Origin of the sequence: Psychrobacter sp. Pi2-52, assembly GCF_904846705.1 — a bacterium.
Lineage (GTDB): Bacteria > Pseudomonadota > Gammaproteobacteria > Pseudomonadales > Moraxellaceae > Psychrobacter.
Genome location: NZ_CAJHBS010000003.1, coordinates 59,202 through 81,134 on the forward strand (window position 1 = coordinate 59,202; position 21,933 = coordinate 81,134).

At 43.1% G+C, this 21,933-nt stretch carries 17 protein-coding genes; 5 read left to right on the forward strand and 12 right to left on the reverse strand.

The genetic code is table 11. The features are described from left to right. Positions 1–28 precede the first annotated feature (28 nt). Entirely contained in the window at positions 29–2,074 is a 2,046-nt protein-coding gene (locus JMY00_RS02615; RefSeq protein WP_201579024.1) for a BCCT family transporter, read from the reverse strand. A 313-nt stretch (positions 2,075–2,387) separates the two neighbouring features. Further along, a complete protein-coding gene (locus JMY00_RS02620; RefSeq protein WP_201579025.1) occupies positions 2,388–2,828 on the reverse strand; it encodes an HIT domain-containing protein in 441 nt (146 codons plus the stop codon). Between the two features lie 233 nt (positions 2,829–3,061). Here JMY00_RS02620 and JMY00_RS02625 point away from each other — a divergent pair, with 233 nt between their 5' ends. The 3 genes from JMY00_RS02625 to JMY00_RS02635 all read left to right on the forward strand — a co-directional run bounded on the left by JMY00_RS02625 (position 3,062) and on the right by JMY00_RS02635 (position 7,420). After that, a complete protein-coding gene (locus JMY00_RS02625) occupies positions 3,062–3,817 on the forward strand; it encodes a hypothetical protein (protein ID WP_201579026.1) in 756 nt (251 codons plus the stop codon). Between the two features lie 220 nt (positions 3,818–4,037). Then, positions 4,038–5,924, forward strand: a complete 1,887-nt coding sequence (gene ilvD, locus JMY00_RS02630; RefSeq protein ID WP_201579027.1) for a dihydroxy-acid dehydratase — start codon at positions 4,038–4,040, stop codon at positions 5,922–5,924. 248 nt (positions 5,925–6,172) lie between these two features. Next, complete coding sequence (locus tag JMY00_RS02635; RefSeq protein WP_201579028.1) at positions 6,173–7,420, forward strand: cation:proton antiporter; 1,248 nt, start codon at positions 6,173–6,175, stop codon at positions 7,418–7,420. 55 nt (positions 7,421–7,475) lie between these two features. Here the strand turns inward: JMY00_RS02635 and JMY00_RS02640 are convergent, their stop codons facing one another. The 4 genes from JMY00_RS02640 to JMY00_RS02655 all read right to left on the reverse strand — a co-directional run bounded on the left by JMY00_RS02640 (position 7,476) and on the right by JMY00_RS02655 (position 12,393). Continuing rightward, a complete protein-coding gene (locus tag JMY00_RS02640; RefSeq protein ID WP_201579029.1) occupies positions 7,476–8,912 on the reverse strand; it encodes a serine hydrolase domain-containing protein in 1,437 nt (478 codons plus the stop codon). 211 nt (positions 8,913–9,123) lie between these two features. Next, positions 9,124–9,591: a sulfur transferase domain-containing protein gene (locus JMY00_RS02645; RefSeq protein ID WP_240990637.1), complete on the reverse strand. Its 468-nt coding sequence runs from the start codon at positions 9,589–9,591 to the stop codon at positions 9,124–9,126. A gap of 162 nt (positions 9,592–9,753) precedes the next feature. Further along, on the reverse strand, positions 9,754–10,668 hold the full coding sequence (locus tag JMY00_RS02650) for a MaoC/PaaZ C-terminal domain-containing protein (RefSeq protein ID WP_201579030.1): 915 nt from the start codon (positions 10,666–10,668) through the stop codon (positions 9,754–9,756). A 324-nt stretch (positions 10,669–10,992) separates the two neighbouring features. Next, positions 10,993–12,393: a 3-oxoacyl-ACP reductase gene (locus JMY00_RS02655; protein WP_201579031.1), complete on the reverse strand. Its 1,401-nt coding sequence runs from the start codon at positions 12,391–12,393 to the stop codon at positions 10,993–10,995. Between the two features lie 549 nt (positions 12,394–12,942). On the opposite strand from JMY00_RS02655, the gene JMY00_RS02660 reads away from it, so the two are divergent. Both JMY00_RS02660 and ppk2 read left to right on the forward strand, forming a co-directional pair. Next, entirely contained in the window at positions 12,943–14,457 is a 1,515-nt protein-coding gene (locus JMY00_RS02660; protein ID WP_201579032.1) for an acetyl-CoA C-acetyltransferase, read from the forward strand. A 185-nt stretch (positions 14,458–14,642) separates the two neighbouring features. Continuing rightward, entirely contained in the window at positions 14,643–15,722 is a 1,080-nt protein-coding gene (gene ppk2, locus JMY00_RS02665) for a polyphosphate kinase 2 (protein ID WP_240990629.1), read from the forward strand. 165 nt (positions 15,723–15,887) lie between these two features. On the opposite strand, the gene JMY00_RS02670 is transcribed toward ppk2, so the two are convergent. From JMY00_RS02670 to JMY00_RS02695, 6 genes are all read right to left on the reverse strand, one after another. Beyond that, complete coding sequence (locus tag JMY00_RS02670) at positions 15,888–16,235, reverse strand: PilZ domain-containing protein (protein WP_101205408.1); 348 nt, start codon at positions 16,233–16,235, stop codon at positions 15,888–15,890. Positions 16,236–16,346: 111 nt separating this feature from the next. Next, positions 16,347–17,477, reverse strand: a complete 1,131-nt coding sequence (locus tag JMY00_RS02675) for a DNA polymerase III subunit delta' (protein WP_201579033.1) — start codon at positions 17,475–17,477, stop codon at positions 16,347–16,349. Positions 17,478–17,581: 104 nt separating this feature from the next. Further along, entirely contained in the window at positions 17,582–18,394 is an 813-nt protein-coding gene (gene kdsB, locus JMY00_RS02680) for a 3-deoxy-manno-octulosonate cytidylyltransferase (protein ID WP_201579034.1), read from the reverse strand. A 49-nt stretch (positions 18,395–18,443) separates the two neighbouring features. Further along, on the reverse strand, positions 18,444–19,574 hold the full coding sequence (gene lpxK / locus JMY00_RS02685; RefSeq protein WP_201579035.1) for a tetraacyldisaccharide 4'-kinase: 1,131 nt from the start codon (positions 19,572–19,574) through the stop codon (positions 18,444–18,446). Positions 19,575–19,640: 66 nt separating this feature from the next. Further along, positions 19,641–21,410: a lipid A export permease/ATP-binding protein MsbA gene (gene msbA, locus JMY00_RS02690; protein ID WP_201579036.1), complete on the reverse strand. Its 1,770-nt coding sequence runs from the start codon at positions 21,408–21,410 to the stop codon at positions 19,641–19,643. A gap of 75 nt (positions 21,411–21,485) precedes the next feature. Continuing rightward, positions 21,486–21,917: a biopolymer transporter ExbD gene (locus tag JMY00_RS02695; RefSeq protein WP_201579037.1), complete on the reverse strand. Its 432-nt coding sequence runs from the start codon at positions 21,915–21,917 to the stop codon at positions 21,486–21,488. Between the last annotated feature and the right edge of the window lie 16 nt (positions 21,918–21,933).

Genomic DNA, 21,933 nt, shown 5'->3' on the forward strand with positions numbered 1-21,933 from the left:
ATTACACGTTTTTGATACATTTCATGCATTATTTATCAAGCACACTGCCCTGCTCTAGTGTGATGTCATCATCATGCTCTTGCATACGCCACGGCAGGCTATCAGGCGACACATTGAGGAAATGTAAATACTTCTCAAACTGATCAATAATGTCATTAATCACTGATTCAGATTTGTAGCCGTATAAGTCATAGGTCTGACCACCACGGCGTAGATACACCTCAGCGCGATGATGATGCTCTTGTGGCAAGGTATCCGCACTGTCTTCAGTATAATAATCAGGCGCATCATGCTCAGATAAGCGAACTTCATACCAAAACTCGACATCGTCACCGCGTTGTAACTCAAGCACCGCACGGTTATTGACCGCGTCATAGTTGACCTCAGTCGTCCAGCCAGTTTCTGCAAATTTAGACGACACCTCCATCATCGAAGGCATAACCACTTCTTTGATATAACTTAAAACCTTGTCACGCGTTGGCTTATCGGTCATATAATCAATACGCTCGCGCCATGCAGACGGTTTGAGTAAATGCGGCGGCAGTCTGTTGTCATTACCAAGGCTCTGATTACGATGTCCTTCGATACGCAGCGCACGCCACATACCAAACATAGAAATAAGAATAATAATCGCAAATGGTAACGCACTAACGATAGCTGCTGTTTGTAGGGCTTCTAAACCGCCTGCAAGTAGTAATACTGCTGCGACAGCACCTTCAGTCACTACCCAAAAGCTGCGCTGCCACCATGGTGTATCACTGCGACCACCTGCCGCTAGCGAGTCGATTACCAATGAGCCAGAATCCGATGACGTCACAAAAAAGGTAATAATCAATAAAATGGTCAACGACGACACAAATTCAGTAAACGGTAGATTCTCTAACAGTTTAAATAAAGCAATTGCTTGGTTGTTTTGTACTTCACTGATTAATGAGGTATAACCATCGACCATGATCATGTGTAGTGCGGTATCGCCAAACACCGAAAACCAAAAGAATGTAAAGAAGGTCGGTACCAGCATCACACCCAAAACGAACTCACGAATAGTACGACCACGGCTAATCTTGGCGATAAACAGACCTACAAATGGCGCCCATGCAATCGTCCATGCAAAAATAAATAAAGTCCAGCTGCCGATCCAATTGCTATTCTCGTATGCCTGCAAGCTAAAGGTACGCTCGACAATATTACCCAAATAGCTACCCGTATTTTCCATAAAGGCATTTAAGATAAAAATGGTCGGACCGACAACAAATACGAACAGCATCAACGCAGTTGCTAATAGCATATTTAAAATAGATAAGCGTTTTACACCCTTATCCATCCCTGCCAATACCGATACCAATGCCGCGGCTGTCACCAAGGCAATGGCAATCACCTGTACGGTGGTATTTACTGGAATAATATCTGGCAATAGATAATTGAGTCCCGCATTGATTTGCGACACCGATAAGCCAAGACTGGTCGCAATACCAAACATCGTACCTAATATCGCAAACACATCGACTGTATGACCGATAGGGCCATGAATCCTTTCACCAATAATCGGATACAGCGTCGAGCGTATTGATAGTGGTAGACCATGACGAAACGCAAAATAAGCTAGTGATAAACCAACGACACCATAAATCGCCCAAATATGAAAACCCCAATGAAAATACGCAATTTGCATTGCCTCTTTTGCCGCAGCAATAGTCTGCGGATCCGACATTGGCGGACTAGAAAAGTGCATCACTGGTTCTGCTACCCCATAAAACAGTAGCGCAATCCCGTAACCTGCCGAAAACAGCATGGCAAACCATTCCAGGAATCCGTACTCCGCCTCAGCATGATCAGGGCCCAGCTTGATACTGCCATAAGACGAAAACGCCAGTACAATAATGAACATCAAAAACAGTGCCACTGCCAGCATATAAAACCAGCCGAATGTCTCAGTCGTAAAACTAAGCACATCACTAAACAGAGCACCCGCTGCTTCAGGATTAATAGCCGTACCAATGACCAATAACAGCATAATAATTGCTGCAGGTACAAAGACTGGTAATAAAATAGTCGAACGAGGTAATTTACTCATGAAAGATAATATCCTCAAAAGTTGACGATGCCTTTTTATAGAAAAGTTTTAATTAAGGCAAAGATTAGAAAATGTGTGTGAATGGTTATAATAATTATCACACTCTTTTCCAAAACCCTAGACAAGCGTTCAACTCGTAACATGACTTTAACGAATGTTACATGACTATTACCAAGAAAATAAAAAAGGCAGCTTGCTAGCTGCCTTTGGATTGTATATGTACTCTACTTTGGTAATTTATAATCTATAAATGCTCGCTAATTCATAAATACCAGTATTTGTTGTACCTAAACAGAAGCAATCTGTCTCCTAACTATGCATCAATCACTGCCGCCAACTTCTGCGCAATATCTGCCAAATCACTATTATCGGCTTGGGTCACTGCATGACGACCCAATTCATGAATACTTGATGGAATGAGATGCACATGATAATGAAAGACCGTTTGACCTGCTTGTGAGCCATTCAACTGCATTTGGATAACGCCTTCACGCTCAAATACTTGGCGCTGAGCTTGCATGACTTTCTTAGACGTCATTAGCACCGCAGCAGCATATTCAGGCTCAAGATCCGCCAAATCAACGGCTTTCTGTTTTGGTATGACCAATACATGGCCTTCTGCTTGTGGCATGATATCCATAAAGGCGAGCGTTTTATCATCTTCATATACTTTGTGATATGGAATATCACCATCTAACATTTTGGCAAAAATATTATTGTCGTCATAAGCAGTCTTTTGATTTACTTCAGTCATTATTTTTTCCTTTAAGAGTTTTATTATTAGTTAATTAATAGCTCAATAGCTATCCAAAATAGATAAAAGCATCTGTCATATAGTGGACGAAATATAACTTTAGTACAAGTCAGTATGACAACCGAATTTGAAAAATATCAAGCCATATTCCAACCATGCTAGCTCACTAATTTATTGGCGAGTCATGCCCTTAAAATGTTATATTAACCCTCTATTTTAATAACGCTATGTTTATGGATTTGCCTACTTTGCCAACTCAAACAAATATGGATAACACTACCGCAACCCTTGATAATCAGGAAGAACACTCTGATATTGAGAGTGAAAGTGGTACTCAAACCATTGATCCGAACGCTATCATATTAGCAGAAGCATTGACTGATAAAGCCATCAGCTGGCAGATACACAATTGTAAAATTATAAAGAAGACTGTCACGCAAGATTTGCCACTGCCCTTTTTGTATCACTATGACAGTTTAGATAATGCGATCAAACAGACGCACCCGCTTACTCCTGAGCTGCTGATTCAATTCAACACACCCATGTCGGCTCATGAAGCTGCCAAATTAATTGGCATTGACGAGGAGCTGCTGACCAGTCCTTGGCATGTAAAAATTATCGGCTCGTTGGTGGTATTTAGTGAGGCATTGCAATTGGCCGTACGACTCCACTGGACCAATACAGGTAAAGAGACGCAGCAGGTATATACCAAGGATGCCGCCGACGCTATTATTGCCGCTTTTAAAGACTGGCAGTTTTTTGGTCGTGTAGACGTCCTTTATAAAAACAATAAGCAAATATTAATTAGTATTGACGAGCAAGACTCCAATACGCAAGCACTACCTGTCGAATCATTGCTGACGATTGACGCTAGTGGCGATTATCAACAGCTACTGGCTACTCATGCGCTTGCAGCCATTGTAAAACTAGAAGCAGACAAAGCTGATCTTCCTTGGTTTGACAAAGCCATATTAGAACGTATTGAGTAGCTATTTTGAATAACTGTTTTTTCGCTCATCGCTTTTGGTTATTAATTCTTTATTATTAATTCACTGTTATTAGCATATTGTTTTTAGTTATTCATATCTAATGGTATGGTAACGAATTAGTATTATTCACTAGTACTCACTCTCTATAAAAAGCACACTATCCCTATTAAAACTGAGGGTGCACATTTTTATAACCCCGCCTATTTGTAAGGAATATCACATGGATTATCGCTCAAAAACCTCTACCGGCGGTCGTAATATGGCAGGCGCGCGCGCATTATGGCGTGCAACCGGCATGACTGACGGCGACTTTGGCAAGCCAATCATTGCGATTGCTAACTCTTTTACCCAGTTTGTACCCGGCCATGTGCATCTAAAAGACCTTGGACAACTGGTCGCCCGTGAGATTGAGCAAGCAGGCGGCGTTGCAAAAGAGTTCAATACCATTGCGGTCGATGATGGTATTGCGATGGGCCATAGCGGTATGTTGTACTCGCTACCAAGTCGTGATTTGATCGCTGATTCTGTCGAGTATATGGTCAATGCTCACTGTGCAGATGCACTAGTTTGTATTTCTAACTGTGACAAAATCACTCCGGGTATGTTGATGGCCGCCATGCGCCTTAACATTCCAGTGGTATTTATCTCAGGTGGGCCAATGGAAGCAGGCAAAATCTTAGCCAGTACCGTTGGTAAGAGCCACAATACCGATAGTAGTGACAGTAGCGCTGTTCGCAAACTTGACCTTGTCGATGCCATGATGGACGCGGCTGATGATAGCATCAGTGATGAAGACGTCGCCGCTATCGAAGCCTCAGCCTGCCCTACTTGTGGTTCGTGCTCTGGTATGTTTACCGCCAACTCGATGAACTGCTTGACCGAAGCTTTAGGCCTAGCACTACCAGGTAATGGCTCACTGCTAGCTACTCATTCATTGCGCCGCGAGCTATTTTTAGAAGCGGGTCGTACCATTGTGTCGCTTGCTAAGCGTCGTTATGAGCAAGATGATGACTCTGTGCTACCACGCTCTATCGCTACCAAAGCCGCTTTTGAAAATGCCATGAGCTTAGATATCGCTATGGGCGGCTCAACCAATACCATCTTGCATCTACTTGCTGCGGCCAATGAAGCAGAAATCGACTTTAAGATGGCTGATATTGACCGTCTAAGTCGCGGTGTGCCTTGTCTGGCAAAAGTAGCGCCTGCTTCACAGAAATACCATATGGAAGATGTGCATCGTGCTGGCGGTGTATTTGCATTACTCGCTGAGCTTGATCGCGCTGAGTTACTAAAAACTGACGTGCCAACTATCCATAGCGCCACGATGAAAGAAGCGATCGATAAGTGGGACATCATGAACCCTGACAATAATGAGGCACGCGCTCGCTTCCTTGCTGCTCCTGGTGGCGTACGTACCACAGAAGCGTTTTCACAATCAAAAGAGTGGTCAAACCTCGACGTCAACCGTGAGTCAGGCTGTATCCGTAGTGCCAAACACGCCTACTCTACAGATGGCGGCTTAGCCGTACTATATGGCAATATCGCTGAGCGCGGCTGCGTGGTCAAAACTGCAGGCGTTGACGAAAGCATCTTGACCTTTACTGGTCGTGCGCGACTATTTGAATCACAAGATGATGCGGTTGCTGCGGTATTGGCTGATCAAATCGTTGCAGGCGATGTGGTCATCATTCGCTACGAAGGCCCTAAAGGCGGCCCTGGTATGCAAGAAATGCTTTATCCAACGACTTATCTGAAGTCAAAAGGATTGGGCAAAGAATGCGCCCTACTGACTGATGGTCGTTTCTCTGGTGGTACATCAGGTCTATCAATTGGTCATGCTAGCCCAGAAGCTGCTGAAGGCGGGGCGATTGGTTTGGTTGAAGAAGGCGATAGTATTCATATCGATATCCCAAATCGTACCATCAACATGCAAGTAAGCGATGCAGACTTAGCTGCTCGCCGAGAAGCTATGGAAGCGCGTGGTCGTGATGCATGGAAGCCTGTCAACCGTGATCGTCATGTCTCGCCAGCATTACGTGCTTATGCTGCTATGACTACCAGTGCTGATACTGGTGCCGTACGTGACGTGAGCCAAGTCGAGCGCTAGTTTGTAAGCTATCAATGCTCCAGACATACTGATAAAAATATTAAGCCTGCGTAATGCAGGCTTTTTTTTCACCAAAAAACAACGTAGCTGTCGTTTTGATAACTATTTTTTGCGGTAATTATTTTATTTTGACGTCATGATAAAGAGTATCAGTGACTGACTATCAACTATTGCTGTGAATTATCATCAATATCTGAAATTACCCTCTTAAAATCGACCCTTAAAACATAACGACGTGCGTAAACCTTATGATTGAAAAATATAACTTATTCTTATTAATCTGCGGGATTGCCTTTTTACTCGGGGCCTTGTTTCCTGTTATTTTTAAGCGCACCTCTATCTCATTACCGATGCTCCAAGTCAGCTTCGGTCTGATGATGGGCTACTGGTGGACGTCTTTATCCTTTTTAGACCCACTTGATAACGGTTTACTCATCGAGAAGCTGACTGAGATTGTTGTATTGGTCTCATTGGTTGGTGCTGGTATTAAAATCGATACAGAGTTGTCTTGGCGATTGTGGCGACCAACAGTAAGACTGCTACTCATTACCATGCCTATTGGTATTTTTGCGATGGCAGTCTTGGGGTATTACGCGTTTGGTTTGAGCCTTGGTGCAGCTATTTTATTAGGTGCAGTGTTAGCGCCTACTGATCCAGTATTGGCTTCGAGCATTCAGGTGGGACCTCCTAATACAGGAGGAGAAGACACACCGCGCTTTACCTTAACGTCAGAGGCCGGGTTGAACGATGGTCTGGCTTTTCCATTTGTGTATCTAGCGATTAAAATTGCGGAAGTGTTCAGTGAAGGCAAAGCCTTTACTTACGAGATGCTATGGTCGTGGTTTACTCATGATGTCTTATGGAAGATTGGCGCAGGCGTAGTGGTAGGTGTATTGGTTGGTAAAATATTGGCCAAAGTCGTGTTTTCTAAACATACCCGTGAGACTACTATCTCGCAAGGCTATGTGGTTATTGCGTTGACGCTACTAGCCTATGGTCTTGCCGAGTATGTACATAGTTATGGCTTTATCGCTGTATTCGTGGCCGCATTTGCGTTTCGTCGCTCGGAGTGTGAGCATACCTATCACCAAAAACTGCATGATTTCGCTGAGCAATCAGAAGGCTTACTAATGTCATTAGTGCTGGTTATCTTCGGCATGTTCCTTGGTCAAGGATTGCAGGCAGATGTCGAGTTGACATGGCGCGTCTATATCGTCAGCTTTACCTTCCTATTACTTATACGTCCGATTGGTGGATTTATTGCCTTATCAGGATTGAACTTACCCCATACCGAGAAATACGCAATATCAGCTTTGGGTATTCGCGGTATCGGTACCCTATATTATCTTTCCTATGCGCTCAATCAAGGATTCTTCGCGGATGAGGATGCGCTCAAACTATGGATTGTTTGTTCGATTGTCATTTTGACTTCTATCTTTATCCATGGTCTCAGCGCATCAAGATTGCTTAAAATGACACCAAATAAGCAGCATTAACATTAATGCTGCTTATATTTGAAACAGAATCAATTCGCGATTGAAGTTGGCGTTATTAAAGTATCTCTTCTACCCAGCTCAAGACGGCTTCTGTCAGCGCAAACTGACGAACGTCATTGAGCATAGTGGTATCAAAATTATGAATAAAAGCAAATGACAATTGGCGCTCAGGGTCGCACCAAGCAACCGAACCGTTATACCCCATATGCCCAAATCCTGATAAAGCAGGACTCATTCCCTTATCCGTATCATCATTGTTAGCATACAAACTAAATAATCTATGGTAGCCCAATCGCCATTTCATAGCTGCTGGCATAACCGCATCTAAACCCTCAACCTGCGGAGTAGATAACTGCTCAAAAGTAGCACTATCGATCAGTGTTTTCCCTTGCCATACACCGCCATTAGCAAGCATTGCATAAATCGTTGCCAGTGCTTTAGCGGAAGCGACACCATTTGCCGCTGGAATGACAGCTTGTAGCGTCTGGCGCTTATGATAATCAAGGGCATGTTTGCCAGCAGGTATCAGCGCCGCCTTATAGTTCTTTAGATTAAGCTGACTGGTATTGAAATATAAGCTATTAATACGCGCAGTATTCAAGATAGATTGCACGCTGTCAGTATCAGGGCTATTTAGATTTTCATCAAGGCTGTTATCAAGGCTACTTTGCGTCTCAGCTGCACGCTTGTCACTTAGCATTTTCTCTTGCCAGCAATGATAACTAGGTAAGCTTGCATAAGTACGTAAAGTTTCTTGAGAGTCTACTTTTAAGGTTGGTTTTTGACGTCTCGATTTTAATTGGGAGCTCGTATCCTCTGTTTCTTCAAAATCTTTGGCCAATTTTGCCACCTGATCTACTTTGCTATCCGGCACACCAAAATAGCAGCTGTCGGCAATGCCCAGAGGCTCCGTTAGATACTGGCGCAGTGCTTCAGCGAACGATAGATTCGTGACCGCCTCTACTACGCCGCCCAATACCCAACCGTAGACCAATGCACTATAAGCGCTGTCATATTTGGGCGCATCTTCGGGAGAGGTAATGGGCATCGCTGCAATGTGGCGCAGCATCGTATCCCAATCGAGTACCGTCTCGCTATCGACATCGATACTTTGAATCGAAAACAAGTCGGCCTGATGCGACATGATTTGTCGCAACGTAATTTGATCTTTGCCGTTTGCAGCAAATTCTGGCCAGTAATGGGCAATAGGTTTGTCATATTCAAGCAGTTGCTGCGAAACCAGCACATGAACGAACGTTGCCAATACCCCTTTACCGGTAGAAAAATTAATGGCCAACGTATCGGGCTGCCACGGCATATCAGGACGCGCCATACCTGTACTGGCTTGTGCTATACAATGACCTGCTTGATACACGGCCACAGCCCCGCCAGCAGGTGCATCATCAAGCTGTAAGTCTGTCAGTAATTGCTGTAATTTTTTTTGAAAGTCAGCATTTATAGATGTATTAGAATTTTCTGTATTATGACCCATTATTATTACCTTACTCCAGTGATATGAATTATTCTATTTTTAAGATGATAGTAATACACAAGCTATATAAAATATTTGAACCAGTATAAATGAATTGTGAGCCAATAAAAAAGGCCACCTATTGGTCGCCTTTTTTATTATTTATTTCGATGATATTTTTAAAGTTTGCTAACGTCTAAGACAGCACTAACATTTAAAGCCGCAAATTTAGTTAACGCGGTACTAGCAAACGATTATGAACTTCTTGTTCAAGCTTGGTCAAACCATGACTGCGACCACGTTCCATCGCTGTATCCATCTTACGTCCACGCAACCATCCTGCCCGCAGCGCAATTGCGGCTCCTACTCTATTACCCGACCCACAGTGCATAGCGATTTTTTTGCCATGATGTTGACGTAGTACATTATCAAACGCCAATATCTTAAGCTGCTTTAGCTCTTTAGCACCGCTGATAGGCAGTTGTTCGTAGTGCATACCTGCTCGCTCAACTGCTGATGCCTCATCAAAGCTCAACTCATCATCAGGCTGCAAGTTGATGACCAGCTCGACGCCCGCTTTCGCTAAAGCCGTAACTTTTTCGTCATCTAATGCACCGCACACGATAGTGTTTGCATCTGGACGAAAATAAGGCTCAAAGATATCGGCCAAATCAACGCCATTATCGGCACTAATATGCATGTTAGCGCCGCTATCGTTAGCAGCGGCCGTATTAGTCGCTATCGAGCTATCTGTTTGATCTACGTCTATCGCGTTTTCTTCTGAAGGCATGTTTTGTGAAGTCATAATAATAAATATGTACGTTAAATATGGCTGTTAAATAGAAGCTTTATGATACTTACTCTACTTGCTGTCGCTCTTTAGGGTTACAACACCCGCCAAATGCGGTTTATTGTTTTTAGAGCTATATAATCCAAACTCACAAGTATCATCTACGTTTTTGAGCTGGGCTACTGGCTCAGCAATCAGCTCTACTTCAGCTGGCAAAAAGATAGGCAGCTTAAATGAGACGTCAATTGTATAAGCATCAGGCAAATCACCCATTAGAGCAAGACACTTAGCCTTTGACCACATACCGTGCGCAATCGCTTTAGGGAAACCAAAGGCACGTGCTGATAGCGGATGCAAATGAATCAAGTTAAAATCGCCTGAGACAAAGGCATAACGACGACCGATATCTTCTGGCACTTCAAAAATGCTATGAACACCTTCTTCGTTTACTTCAGGCTTGACCATGACCGGACGCGGTGTGCTCTTTTTATCTTTACTGCTAGGTTTTTTGCTACGTGATAAATAAGTCGACGTACCTTCCCAGATGACTTCATCTTCTGACTTTACGATAGTCACGAAGTCAAACTGCTGACCTTGGGCATGATCGCGCAGGTTATCAAAAGTGACCGACATTGCTACCGTTTCACGCTCTCCAATCGGGCGATACTGGGTGACGCTATTATCAACGTGAACAAGACCTAACATGGCAAATGGGAATGGCTCTTTGACCATCATATTCATCTGCAGCGTCTGTGACAATACCGAGAAGTAAGTCGCTGGCACTTTACCATCATCAGAAAAACCGCAAATTTTGCGATAGTCATCTAGGTTTTCTTGATCGATATGCAAGTCATCTACATAGTAAGTAGATTGTGGCAACTGGTCTCTACTGACCTTGCCACCATTACCGATAGGCAATAAGCTTTTGACAATATTGGCATAAGTGGTGTGCGCTTTTGGCAACGCATCATAATGTTTGTCTGACATAAGTACATCCTAAGTGTGGCTTGAACAAGTTCTTTAACGTATATAAAGACAATCTGCAGTCATTGACTAAAGCCTACTATTAAATCATCTAATAAGCATTAAATTTAATCAACCTCATGAGTATCTTTAATAGCAAAAAATAGTTTGGCTATTGGTTCTTGTGTTTTTATCATAAAAAAGCCACCCTTGGGCAGCTTTATTACACTTTATCAGAGATTATTTCGTAAGCATATGTGATACAAACGATAAATAATAGGCCATATGATACAACTACTGTCTCTATCTGTACCTTATTTCTCACATATACTCATCAATTAATCAACATTATGCACCAAGTAAGCTTTGACCACAGACGCGAACCGTGTTGCCATTTAGACCGCCAGACGCAGGTGAAGCAAACCATGCAATAGTCTCAGCCACATCTACTGGCAAGCCGCCCTGGCTCATTGAGTTCATGCGGCGACCAGCTTCACGAATAGCAAATGGAATGGCTTCTGTCATTTGGGTTTCGATGAAACCAGGAGCGACTGCATTAATCGTCATGCCTTTAGCATTGTCTTCTAATTGCTTGGCAGTTGCGTTAACCAAACCAATTACACCGGCTTTAGAAGTGGCATAGTTGGTCTGACCCATGTTGCCCGCGATACCTGAAATCGACGATACACATACGATACGTGCGTTTTCTTTCAACACATCGTTATCCAACAAGTAGCGGTTCAATCTAGCGATACTGCCCAAGTTGATATCAATGACCATGTTCCATTTTTTCTCATCCATCTTAGCCAACGTCTTATCACGAGTCACGCCAGCATTATGGATGATTGAATCTAGACCACCACGTTTCTGGGCAGCGTCAGCGATTTCTGCACCAGCGTCTTCACTAGTGATATCTACTGTCAAAGCAGAGCCGCTGATTTCGCTAGCAACTTTTTGTAGGTCAGCTTGCTGCTGTGGTACATCTAGACAGATAACATGCGCCCCTTCACGAGCCAATACACGAGCGATAGCTTCGCCAATACCACGACTTGCGCCAGTCACTAGCATCGTTTTTCCGCCCAAAGGCTGGTTCCAGTCAACATCGACTGAGCTGCCTTTACTGACACGTACTACTTGTCCTGATACATAAGCTGAACGAGCTGAGGTAAAAAAGCGTAAGGTTGAATCTAGGTTTTGCTCTGCGCCTTCTTCAACATAAATCAGCTGCGCTGTAATACCGCGCTTAAACTCTTTACCCACTGATTTCACAAAACCTTCAAGTGAGCGTTGAGCCATTGCTGTTTCAATATCCGTGATGTTCTCTGGCGTACGACCAACCACAACCACACGGCCTGATTTTTCTACGCGGCGTGCAACTGTATGGAAAAACTCATAAAGCTCTTTTAGCTGTTCAGCATTGCTGATATTACTGGCATCAAAAAGTAGTACTTTGAATTGATCATCGCTGCCCGTGTTGGCTTTTGCCTCTACGCCTGCATCAGCAAGTGCGTCTTTGATATCATCGCTGCTGTTTACATATACTTCGGCATGCACATCTGACAGGATACGGGCAACAGACTCACTGACACTCTTGTCATCACCAGTAGCTCGGCCAACCAAAACACTACCACGCACCAAACGCTCGCCGCTTTCGAAACGATCAAGCGTCGTTGGCATCGGCAAACCTAAGTTTTTTGCTACCTTTTTGCCAATAGAAGATTGAACAAAATCACCGTAACGGTCTGACATAATATAATCCTTATAATTAATGATTCGTATAATAATAAAAAATGCAATGAATCTATTATATAGAGACATTGACATCGTAATTATTTAAATTTAGTAAATCGCCTCAAAACTAGCCTAACTATACACTTCCCTTATAAACAAGTCCAAAAACAGATAATGTCTACAACAATCTGTAAACAAGTCAGTATACAAGCCAGTCGTTTTTAGCAGCGTTAAGCGCCACTATAACATGTTAAAATCTGACCTATAGGTTATGGCATACTTAATTATTGATAACAATATATTATCAAACGTACTGTTATGCAATGCTAATATTTCTTACTAGTCAGTCTATTAGAGCGATGCGTCATGGTCATGAATCTACTACCGACCTCATACAAGCGTCACATAGTTTGCTAAAGAGATACATTAAGTGAATAAAAAACGCCTTATGATAAACAGCTGTATTGCGTAATAAATGATAATATTTGCTTGTATAAAATAACTTAACTATTTTTTATTGTTACCTATCACTTTTTACTTCTACCCATACTTTTTAAGGATAATATTATGAGTAATAAAAACAATCATCCAGATAGCCCTGTTGTTGAAAGTACAGTTGTTAAAGCAACGGATACAAAATCAGATACAGCAAAAAAAGAAACCGCTGCAAAAAACACCTCGACTAAAGATACTAGCGCTAAAGAAACTGCTAGCAAAAAAGCGGTCGATGAAAAAGTAGAAACCCCTGCGGCCAAAAAACCTGCTCCAGCTAAAAAAGCCAGCACAACCAAACCAGCTTCAAACCTAAACCGTGTTGCGATCTTAGGTGGTAACCGTATTCCATTTGCGCGCTCGAACGGATCATACGCTGATGTTAGCAACACAGACATGCTAACCGCTGCATTGGACGGCTTGGTTGAGCGTTATAACTTGCAAGGCGAAACCGTAGGCGAAGTGGTATCTGGTGCGGTTATGAAACTTAGCCGTGATATCAACCTTACTCGTGAAGCCACGTTGAATACCGCGCTAAACCCACATACACCAACTTATGATATCTCACAAGCTTGCGGTACTGGCTTACAAGCGACCTTTGCTTCTGCTAACAAGATTGCACTTGGTCTGATCGATTCGGCAATCACTGGCGGTGTAGATACTACTTCTGACGCTCCTATTGCTATCGGCGATGGCTTGCGTAAAGTACTGATTAAACTTGGTGCGGCAAAAGACAACAAACAACGTCTAAAAGCACTAATGGGTCTCAATCCAAAAGATTTAATCGATTCACCACAAAACGGTGAGCCACGTACTGGCCTATCAATGGGCGATCATCAAGCGATTACCACGCTTGAGTGGAATATCAGCCGTGAAGCGCAGGATGAGCTTGCATTTAACAGCCATCAAAACCTAGCACGCGCTTATGACGAAGGTTTCTTTGACGACTTGATCACGCCGTACAAAGGCCTAACTCGTGATAACAACTTGCGTCCAGATACTACATTAGAAAAACTGGGTAAATTAAAGCCAGTATTTGGCAGAAAAAATGCCAATCCAACGATGACAGCTGCCAACTCTACGCCGCTTACTGATGGCGCTTCTTGTGTACTACTAGGTACTGATGAGTGGGCAAAAGAGCACGGGCTAAAACCACTTGCTTATATTGTCCATCAAGAAACCGCAGCGGTAGACTTCATTGGTAAATCTGGTACTACAGAAGGCTTACTAATGGCACCAGCTTATGCGGTACCACGTATGCTTGAGCGCGCTGGTCTGACTCTACAAGACTTTGACTTTTACGAGATTCATGAAGCCTTTGCTTCACAAGTACTATCAACCTTAGCTGCTTGGGAAGATGAGAAATTCTGTGAAGAACGCCTAGGCTTAGATGCCCCACTAGGTTCTATTGATCGTAGCAAGCTAAACGTAAATGGTTCATCATTAGCCGCAGGTCATCCATTTGCGGCAACTGGTGGTCGTATTCTAGCCACTGCTGCTAAATTGTTGGATCAAAAAGGTTCGGGGCGTGCACTTATCTCTATCTGCGCAGCAGGTGGCCAAGGTGTGACTTGTATCCTAGAAAAATAAGCTTAGTCACTTTTAAGTGAAAAAGATACGCTGACTTATTATTTCAATCAGTACATATTTATCAATAAAAAATGCCCTTTAATTTATTTAAAGGGCATTTTTTATTGTCTGTACTTTGCTATGATAGAAATGACCTAGATAGTAGCCTCTTAAAAAAGCCGATACGCAAAACAAAGGTAATATTTATGGGTAAGACAAAAATTTTATTAAGAAAAATGAGGCAAGTCATTTTTGGCTCAGAAAAACTGGTGATGACAGAACCGCTTGCAACCGCTGATTTTCAATCTCTAACGACTGAGGAAGATTTAGATCGGTACCATCAGGAGCAAGCCATTCTTACTGAACGCATCGAAAAAGACATTCTTGATGATGATTTACGTCGAAGAATGCACCAAGACTTAATCGATACATATGATGAAGAACTAGAAAATGAAATAGATGACTATGCACGTGACTTTCGTTTTAACGGACGTGAGATGAGCGAGCAAGAAAAACTGGATCGACGCACCTACTTTCAAGAGTTGGTACGACTACAGCGAGAACTGATAAAATTACAAGATTGGGTCGTTGATCGCGGTGAACGTATTGTCGTTATCTTTGAAGGGCGGGATTCTGCTGGTAAAGGTGGCGCCATTAAACGCATTACCCAACGATTAAACCCACGCGTGTGCAGGGTAGCTGCCCTGCCGGCTCCCACTGAGCGCGAGCAAACGCAATGGTACTTCCAACGTTACGTGGCCCACTTGCCTGCAGCAGGCGAAATCGTATTGTTTGACCGTAGTTGGTACAACCGCGGAGGCGTTGAGCGTGTCATGGGGTTTTGTACTGACGCGCAATATGAAGAATTTTTTCAATCAGTACCAGAATTTGAGCGTATGCTCGTACGCTCAGGCATTCGCTTAGTAAAATACTGGTTTTCTATCACTGATGATGAGCAACATGCTCGATTTATGAGCCGAATATATGATCCGCTTAAGCAGTGGAAACTCTCACCAATGGACCTACAGTCGCGCCGACGATGGGAAGATTACACCAAAGCAAAAGAAACCATGTTTGAGCGCACTCACATTCCTGAAGCACCTTGGTGGGTTGTTGAAGGCAATAATAAAAAACGTGCTAGGCTAAACTGTATTGCCCATTTGCTCGACCAAATCCCTTACAAAGAAGTGCCTCGTGACGAAATTGAGTTACCCAATCGCAAACGCGATGATGAATATTACCGCGAACCTATTCCCGATGATATGTATGTGCCGCCTCGTTATTAAGCGACTAGCGCCTACTACTATAAAAAATCAAATACACTTGATCTAAAAAAGCAGCCTTACTAAATAATAAGGCTGCTTTTTTATATTAATAAGTTAAAAACCACAGCCAAACTCATCAAAGATATAGGTGTGACTTCTAGATACTACCTAGTTATTACCTAGATACTACATAGTATAAGTCGATTGCAAGCTATCGATTTTTCCTGCTAGTAGGCGCTCAACTTCATTCTTAATTCTTTGGCCAGAGACATCACTACCAATTTGCACAGCAAACCCTGCTGGGCGACTGCCTTGACTCTTAGAGTTAATCCAAACCACCTTACCATTCATTGGTAGACGTTCACTAGAGTTGGGTAACGTGATAGCGATAAACACTTCATCACCCAATTGCTGAGGTTTGTCAGACGGTACAAACAAAGCGCCATTACTGACAAAAGATAAATAGCTGGCATATAACATTTCGATACTTTCATAATGACAGGTTAAAATCCCGCCACGTCCTGGCATTGCCATAGTCAGCTTCCTTCATCAACTGGGTTTAATATGTTTATATAAATAATTGATAGTATATAGTTAAGAACAATCACAAATTTTAGAACACAAATTAGATGCTAAAACATGGCTCTATAAGCTTGCCAATTCTTGCATTAGCTTATCATAGGCAAATTTTTCTTGCACATTTTGTTGCAGTGCAATTTTGGTCTGCTGTACGCTGTTGGCAAATGCCTCTAACCCGCTATCAGTAGGCTGATAAGTCGCCAATATCGTTGATAGATTGACATCCTTTTGTAGTTCAACAAGGCCCAAACAGACACGGCGTATATCAAGAAGCATCAGCTCAGATAGCTGTATAAATTCTTTAATATTGAGCTGACCTTGCCAATAGTCACTTGCCGCCACACCACTACGTTTACCACTACGTAGCGCCTGCCATGTGGTCAGCCATAGGCTGCGCTTGCTATACCATGATGCTTGCGCCAAAGCGATAGCAGCTAACGGCGCACCATTGGCTAATTGTATTAACTGTTCAATCGCAGCGGTACCGACGGCTTCGCGGTTAATCGTATGACCTAACGCCTGCGTCACGTAATCGACAGCAACAGTCGGCTCAATTGTCTGTAGTGCCAACTGTTGCACACGACTCTTAATCGTTGGCAACAGCTGAGCAGGCGTATCACTAATCAAAAACAGATGCACCTGCGCTTGCGGTTCTTCCAATGTTTTAAGCAGTGCATTAGCAGCGGCCACCGTCATTTTTTCAGCATGATCTAACACACAGATACGCATCCCTTGCCCGCCTTGATAAATAAAAGGCTGCAAGGCACGAATATCATCTACTTTGATCTTAAGAGCGCTATTGCTAGTAGCTTTAGCGCCTTTTTTATCTTTTGTACTACTTAATTTTTCTTGAAGCGCATCGCTCTCGGCACTGATAGGCATGCTAACGAGTGGTAATACTTGCAAGCTCGGATGAGTTCCCGACTTGAGCCACTGACAACTCTCACATACTTCGCAAGCACCTAGTGGGTGTGTACCACGCTCACGGCATAATAGCCAAGCGACCAATCGCCATACAAAGGCGCGTTTGCCCATACCTTGCATACCAGCAGCGAGCAATGCATGCGGCAAAGACTGCTGCTTAAGTACGCGCTCGGTCAACTGTAACCACAGTACTTTTTGCCATGGCAATAGTGGCGCAAAATACATACGGTCTGTGTTATCTAGTGCGTCCATATTTCCTGTCAAATTATTCATGGTTATGGCTCTATCACATTGATTAGGTATTTCAGGTATAGCCAAGATAACAATACTTTAGCGTTGTATGAAGCTTAGAATCGCACGCAACTTTGCTCAGACTATTACTTAGTAGGGTTCTGAAAGTTATCTAAGCTCATCGCGTTCAGACGGTCTAGATCTTCTTGTGTATCGACACCTGCTGGTAGCTGACAGGCAGCTTCTGCGATGGCGATATGCTGACCATTTTCTAAAACACGTAATTGCTCTAAGCTTTCGAGTATCTCAAGTGGCGTTTGTGGCCAGTTTACGAACTGCTGCAATAGACTGACACGATAAGCGTATAAACCCAAATGGCGATAGGCGTTCTTTGGTGATTGCATCTGATTATTATCAGCTAATACAACATCACGGTCACAAGGAATCGGTGCGCGGCTAAAATAGAGCGCACGCTGTAAGTTATTAGCAGATTGGCTGACCACTTTTACTACCGATGGTCTTTGGAACGTATCATAGTCATCGATAGGCTCACAGAGTGTGGCCATCACGCTATCCTCATCCGCTACCAAAAGCGCCTGTACTTGCTCCAAAAGCAATGGCGGTACAAGGGGCTCATCGCCTTGCATATTCACCACAATATCGTGGTCAGCCCAACCTTTGATAGCTGCTACCTCTGCCAAACGATCCGTCCCTGAAGCATGCTCGCTACTGGTCATAACCACATCAAAACCTGCATCGATGCAAACTTTTGCAATTTGCTCATCATCAGTCGCTATACACATGTCATCAGCAAAACTTGCTGTCTGCGCTTTTTCTGCTACCCAAAGTATCATCGGCTTACCATGAATAGTTAGCAATGGCTTACCAGGTAGTCTCGTACTCTTAAAACGTGCAGGAATCACGATATGGGTTTTGGCAGGTGTGGTGGCGAACGACATGGCGTATTCCTATAAAAATTATACGGCGACTTAAAATATTAGCTGATATTTATAATGAGGCTGACGTGTTCATATCATGGTCGATGCGAATCCCTAGCGCCTTTAGCTGCGCATCTAGATTATCATAACTATTCTCAGATAATGCAGCCGTCACTGGCAACACCCATAGTCTACTGACAAGTTCTACATACTCACCACTGAGTGCTTGTGTCGCTGTATAGTCTACCAATAATGCGCTGATTTTTACCGCATCTTTACTGGTTACGATGATAGGATAATCACCATATTGTAAAAGCTCAGCCAAACTAAAATCATAATGGTCAGGGTAAGGGTGCCCTATGACCTCAAAGCCAATAGATTCTAAGGTATCAAAAAACCGCTGCGGATAGCCGATACCACTAACAGCATGGACGCGGCTGTTATTAGTAGGCTTTACACTATTTATTTGAGCTGCACTCGATGTAGTATCCCATAGGCGCTGTAACTCAGCTGGTTGCAAATGCATGGTCAAACGATCAGTAGACTGTATCTTATTACCACTTCTAGAAGTCTGAGTTAAATCTGTACTTGGTTTTTCATGATAGATAACATTTGCACCCTCTAATCGTGACATAGGCTCACGCAAAAAACCCGTTGGCAATAGTTGCTTGTTGCCAAACCCACGGGCGGCATCTACCACAATCCATTCGATATCGCGCTGTAGTGCATAATGCTGCAAACCATCATCTGCAATAATCAATTGCAAATTAGGCTCTGTCTTTAATAGAGTGGCAATCGCTTGCTGGCGATTGGGGCACACTGCCATAGCAGCGCCTGTCATATGAGCAATCAAACACGGCTCATCCCCGACTATATGGGGTAAGCTAGTAGCACTAACCAATGCTGGCATTTGACTCGTATCACCACCATACCCGCGACTGATTACCCCTACTTTTACGCCTTTTTTTTGTAAGTAGTTGACCAGAGCAATAATCAGCGGCGTCTTACCACTACCGCCCACACTGATATTACCAATGACCATCACGGGAATAGGTGCTCGATAGCTTGATAACAGGCCAGCCTTATAAGCTTGACGGCGCAGCAAAGTGATTAAACCGTATAACCAACTGATAGGCAGCAACAACCACAACCAAGCAGCTTGACGTTGCCATGCGCGGGTAATTGTCGTCTCAATACTCATTAATCAATATCGCTTATCTTATTGGTTCATGGCTGCGTGAAAATTGGCTAAAAACTTCTAAACTGGCTACTCGAAATCTCGAGCATACATTTGCGCATAGTGGCCTTGTAGCTGCATTAGCTCATTATGTGTTCCTAACTCAACAATCTGACCGCCATCCATCACAGCAATACGATCCGCTGATTCGATAGTCGTCAATCGATGGGCAATGACCAGTGTGGTGCGGTCTTTCATCACATTATCGAGCGCTTGCTGAATGTAATACTCAGACTCATTATCAAGTGCGCTAGTGGCTTCATCTAAAATTAGAATCGGTGCATCCTTTAGTAGTGCGCGAGCAATAGATAAACGCTGACGCTGTCCGCCTGATAACTGTAATCCTTCAGCACCAATTTCACTCTGATAACCGTTTGGCATTTTCATAATAAAGTCATGAGCAAAAGCTTCTTTCGCTGCTCGTTCAACTTCAGCTTGAGTCTTATTAGCCAGACTTCCATAAGCAATATTGTTTAATACTGTGGTATTGAACAGTACAACTTGTTGGTTTACCATAGCGATTTGGGCGCGCAAACTCTCTAATTTAATGTCTTCAATTGGTATGCCATCCAGTGTAATCTGACCTGAGGTCGTGGTGAGCGTACGTGTCAATAAATTAACCAGTGACGACTTGCCTGCTCCACTTCGTCCGACCAACGCTACTGTTTCGCCTGCTCGGATATCCAAACTAAAATCACGTAAAGCGATGGTTGAGTCAGGATAGGTTAAACCAACATTATTCAGATTGACCTCACCTGATAAAGAAGGGCTTTGTATGCCTGTATCAACTTCTTCAGTCTCATCAATTAACGCAAAAATCGACTCACCAGCGGCAATGCCTCTTTGTAGCTTTTGGTTGACATCAGTGAGCGAGCGTACTGGTTTGCTGAGCAAGCCAGCGGCGGCAATATAAGATATGAATTCGCCCGCTGTGATATTATCGATTATTGATGGCTGTAGTGCTAGCCATACTACTACAGACATGGCCATCGCCATCAATAGCTGTACGGCTGGGGTGTTAATACTATTGGTAACCACGATTTTCATACCTTGACGCAAGTTCTTTTTCGATACTTCGTCGAAACGGCGTGCTTCATAAGGTTGACCACCATAGTTTTTTACCACTTGATAACCACCAACTACCTCATTCGTGATATGACTAACACCACCCATGGTTTCTTGGATACCTTTGGAAAGTTTAATATATCGTTTGGAAGCCACTCTAACCAACCATAAAATGGGCGGCAAGACTAAAAACAAAATTAAGGTCAATCGCCAATTGGTATAAAGTAAAAACCCTATTAACGCTATAACTGTCAAACCATCACGCACTAAGGTTTTCATTGAATCGGTACTGGCCGCTGTTACCTGCTCTACATCAAAGATAAGCTTCGATGAGATAACCCCAGAAGAGTTGGCCAAGTAAAAAGAACTTGGCAAGCGTAAAAGCTTATTAAAAACTTCCACCCGCAGCTCATAAACCAAGTTACGTGAGACCCAAGCAGAGTAGTAATTACCCAAAAAGCTACCGACACCCCGTACAAAGAATAGGGCAATAATTAAAAGTGGAAATAAAGCTTGTTTACTACGGTCATCTTGGTTAATCGCATCGGTGATGTATTGCAATAATTTAGCAATCCAAATCTCTGTTGCCGCATTGATTGCAAACCCTAATACAACTAACAATAAGGCCCACCAATAAGGCTTTAGGTAGTTTAGCAGACGTAATAACGTATTAAGTTTGGGTGGTGAAGATGACTGTACATTATTGAATGCTTTATTTTTTTTAGAATGGCTCATAGAAGCCTCAATTTGGGTAATATAATATGAATGGACCGTGTGGAACACAGTTTTATGATAGTAAGGCTATATATGTCACTGTTGCAGAGTTTGACCAAGTGGTACCACTGTACTGATGTTTAAATTCAAAAATCCGAGCTTTCCAGCGATATCCATCACTCGTACCACAGACTGATGAGTTGCATTGGCATCCGCTGTAATAACAAATAGCATATCGCGATTGCTGCCCGCCTCTTGCTGTAACATGCTGGTCAGTTCAGCCTCATTGCTACTAGCAAGTGTAATGCCGTTGACCAAATAGCTACCATCCTCTTGCACAGCTACTTCGATACTGTTGTTTTGTTCTGTCAGTGCGACACCTTCCGCTTCCGGAAGAATAATATTTAAACGACTAAAGTGATTGAATGAGGTAGCCAGTAATAAAAACACAATCAAAAACAGTAAACAATCAATCATCGGTGTCAGATTAATTTCAAGCGGTTCAACCGTTGGTTTTCTAAAACGCATATCAATCTCTTTAGTT

Excerpts from the sequence above, each read along its gene's own strand:
- JMY00_RS02620 (WP_201579025.1), bottom strand. The coding sequence starts at position 2,828 with ATGACTGAAGTAAATCAAAAGACTGCTTATGACGACAATAATATTTTT.
- JMY00_RS02670 (WP_101205408.1), bottom strand. The coding sequence starts at position 16,235 with ATGGCAATGCCAGGACGTGGCGGGATTTTAACCTGTCATTATGAAAGT.
- ilvD (WP_201579027.1), top strand. The coding sequence starts at position 4,038 with ATGGATTATCGCTCAAAAACCTCTACCGGCGGTCGTAATATGGCAGGC.
- JMY00_RS02695 (WP_201579037.1), bottom strand. The coding sequence starts at position 21,917 with ATGCGTTTTAGAAAACCAACGGTTGAACCGCTTGAAATTAATCTGACA.
- ppk2 (WP_240990629.1), top strand. The coding sequence starts at position 14,643 with ATGGGTAAGACAAAAATTTTATTAAGAAAAATGAGGCAAGTCATTTTT.
- JMY00_RS02615 (WP_201579024.1), bottom strand. The coding sequence starts at position 2,074 with ATGAGTAAATTACCTCGTTCGACTATTTTATTACCAGTCTTTGTACCT.
- JMY00_RS02655 (WP_201579031.1), bottom strand. The coding sequence starts at position 12,393 with ATGTCAGACCGTTACGGTGATTTTGTTCAATCTTCTATTGGCAAAAAG.
- JMY00_RS02625 (WP_201579026.1), top strand. The coding sequence starts at position 3,062 with ATGGATTTGCCTACTTTGCCAACTCAAACAAATATGGATAACACTACC.
- JMY00_RS02650 (WP_201579030.1), bottom strand. The coding sequence starts at position 10,668 with ATGTCAGACAAACATTATGATGCGTTGCCAAAAGCGCACACCACTTAT.
- kdsB (WP_201579034.1), bottom strand. The coding sequence starts at position 18,394 with ATGTCGTTCGCCACCACACCTGCCAAAACCCATATCGTGATTCCTGCA.
- JMY00_RS02640 (WP_201579029.1), bottom strand. The coding sequence starts at position 8,912 with ATGGGTCATAATACAGAAAATTCTAATACATCTATAAATGCTGACTTT.
- msbA (WP_201579036.1), bottom strand. The coding sequence starts at position 21,410 with ATGAGCCATTCTAAAAAAAATAAAGCATTCAATAATGTACAGTCATCT.
- JMY00_RS02675 (WP_201579033.1), bottom strand. The coding sequence starts at position 17,477 with ATGAATAATTTGACAGGAAATATGGACGCACTAGATAACACAGACCGT.
- JMY00_RS02645 (WP_240990637.1), bottom strand. The coding sequence starts at position 9,591 with ATGCATATTAGTGCCGATAATGGCGTTGATTTGGCCGATATCTTTGAG.
- lpxK (WP_201579035.1), bottom strand. The coding sequence starts at position 19,574 with ATGAGTATTGAGACGACAATTACCCGCGCATGGCAACGTCAAGCTGCT.
- JMY00_RS02635 (WP_201579028.1), top strand. The coding sequence starts at position 6,173 with ATGATTGAAAAATATAACTTATTCTTATTAATCTGCGGGATTGCCTTT.
- JMY00_RS02660 (WP_201579032.1), top strand. The coding sequence starts at position 12,943 with ATGAGTAATAAAAACAATCATCCAGATAGCCCTGTTGTTGAAAGTACA.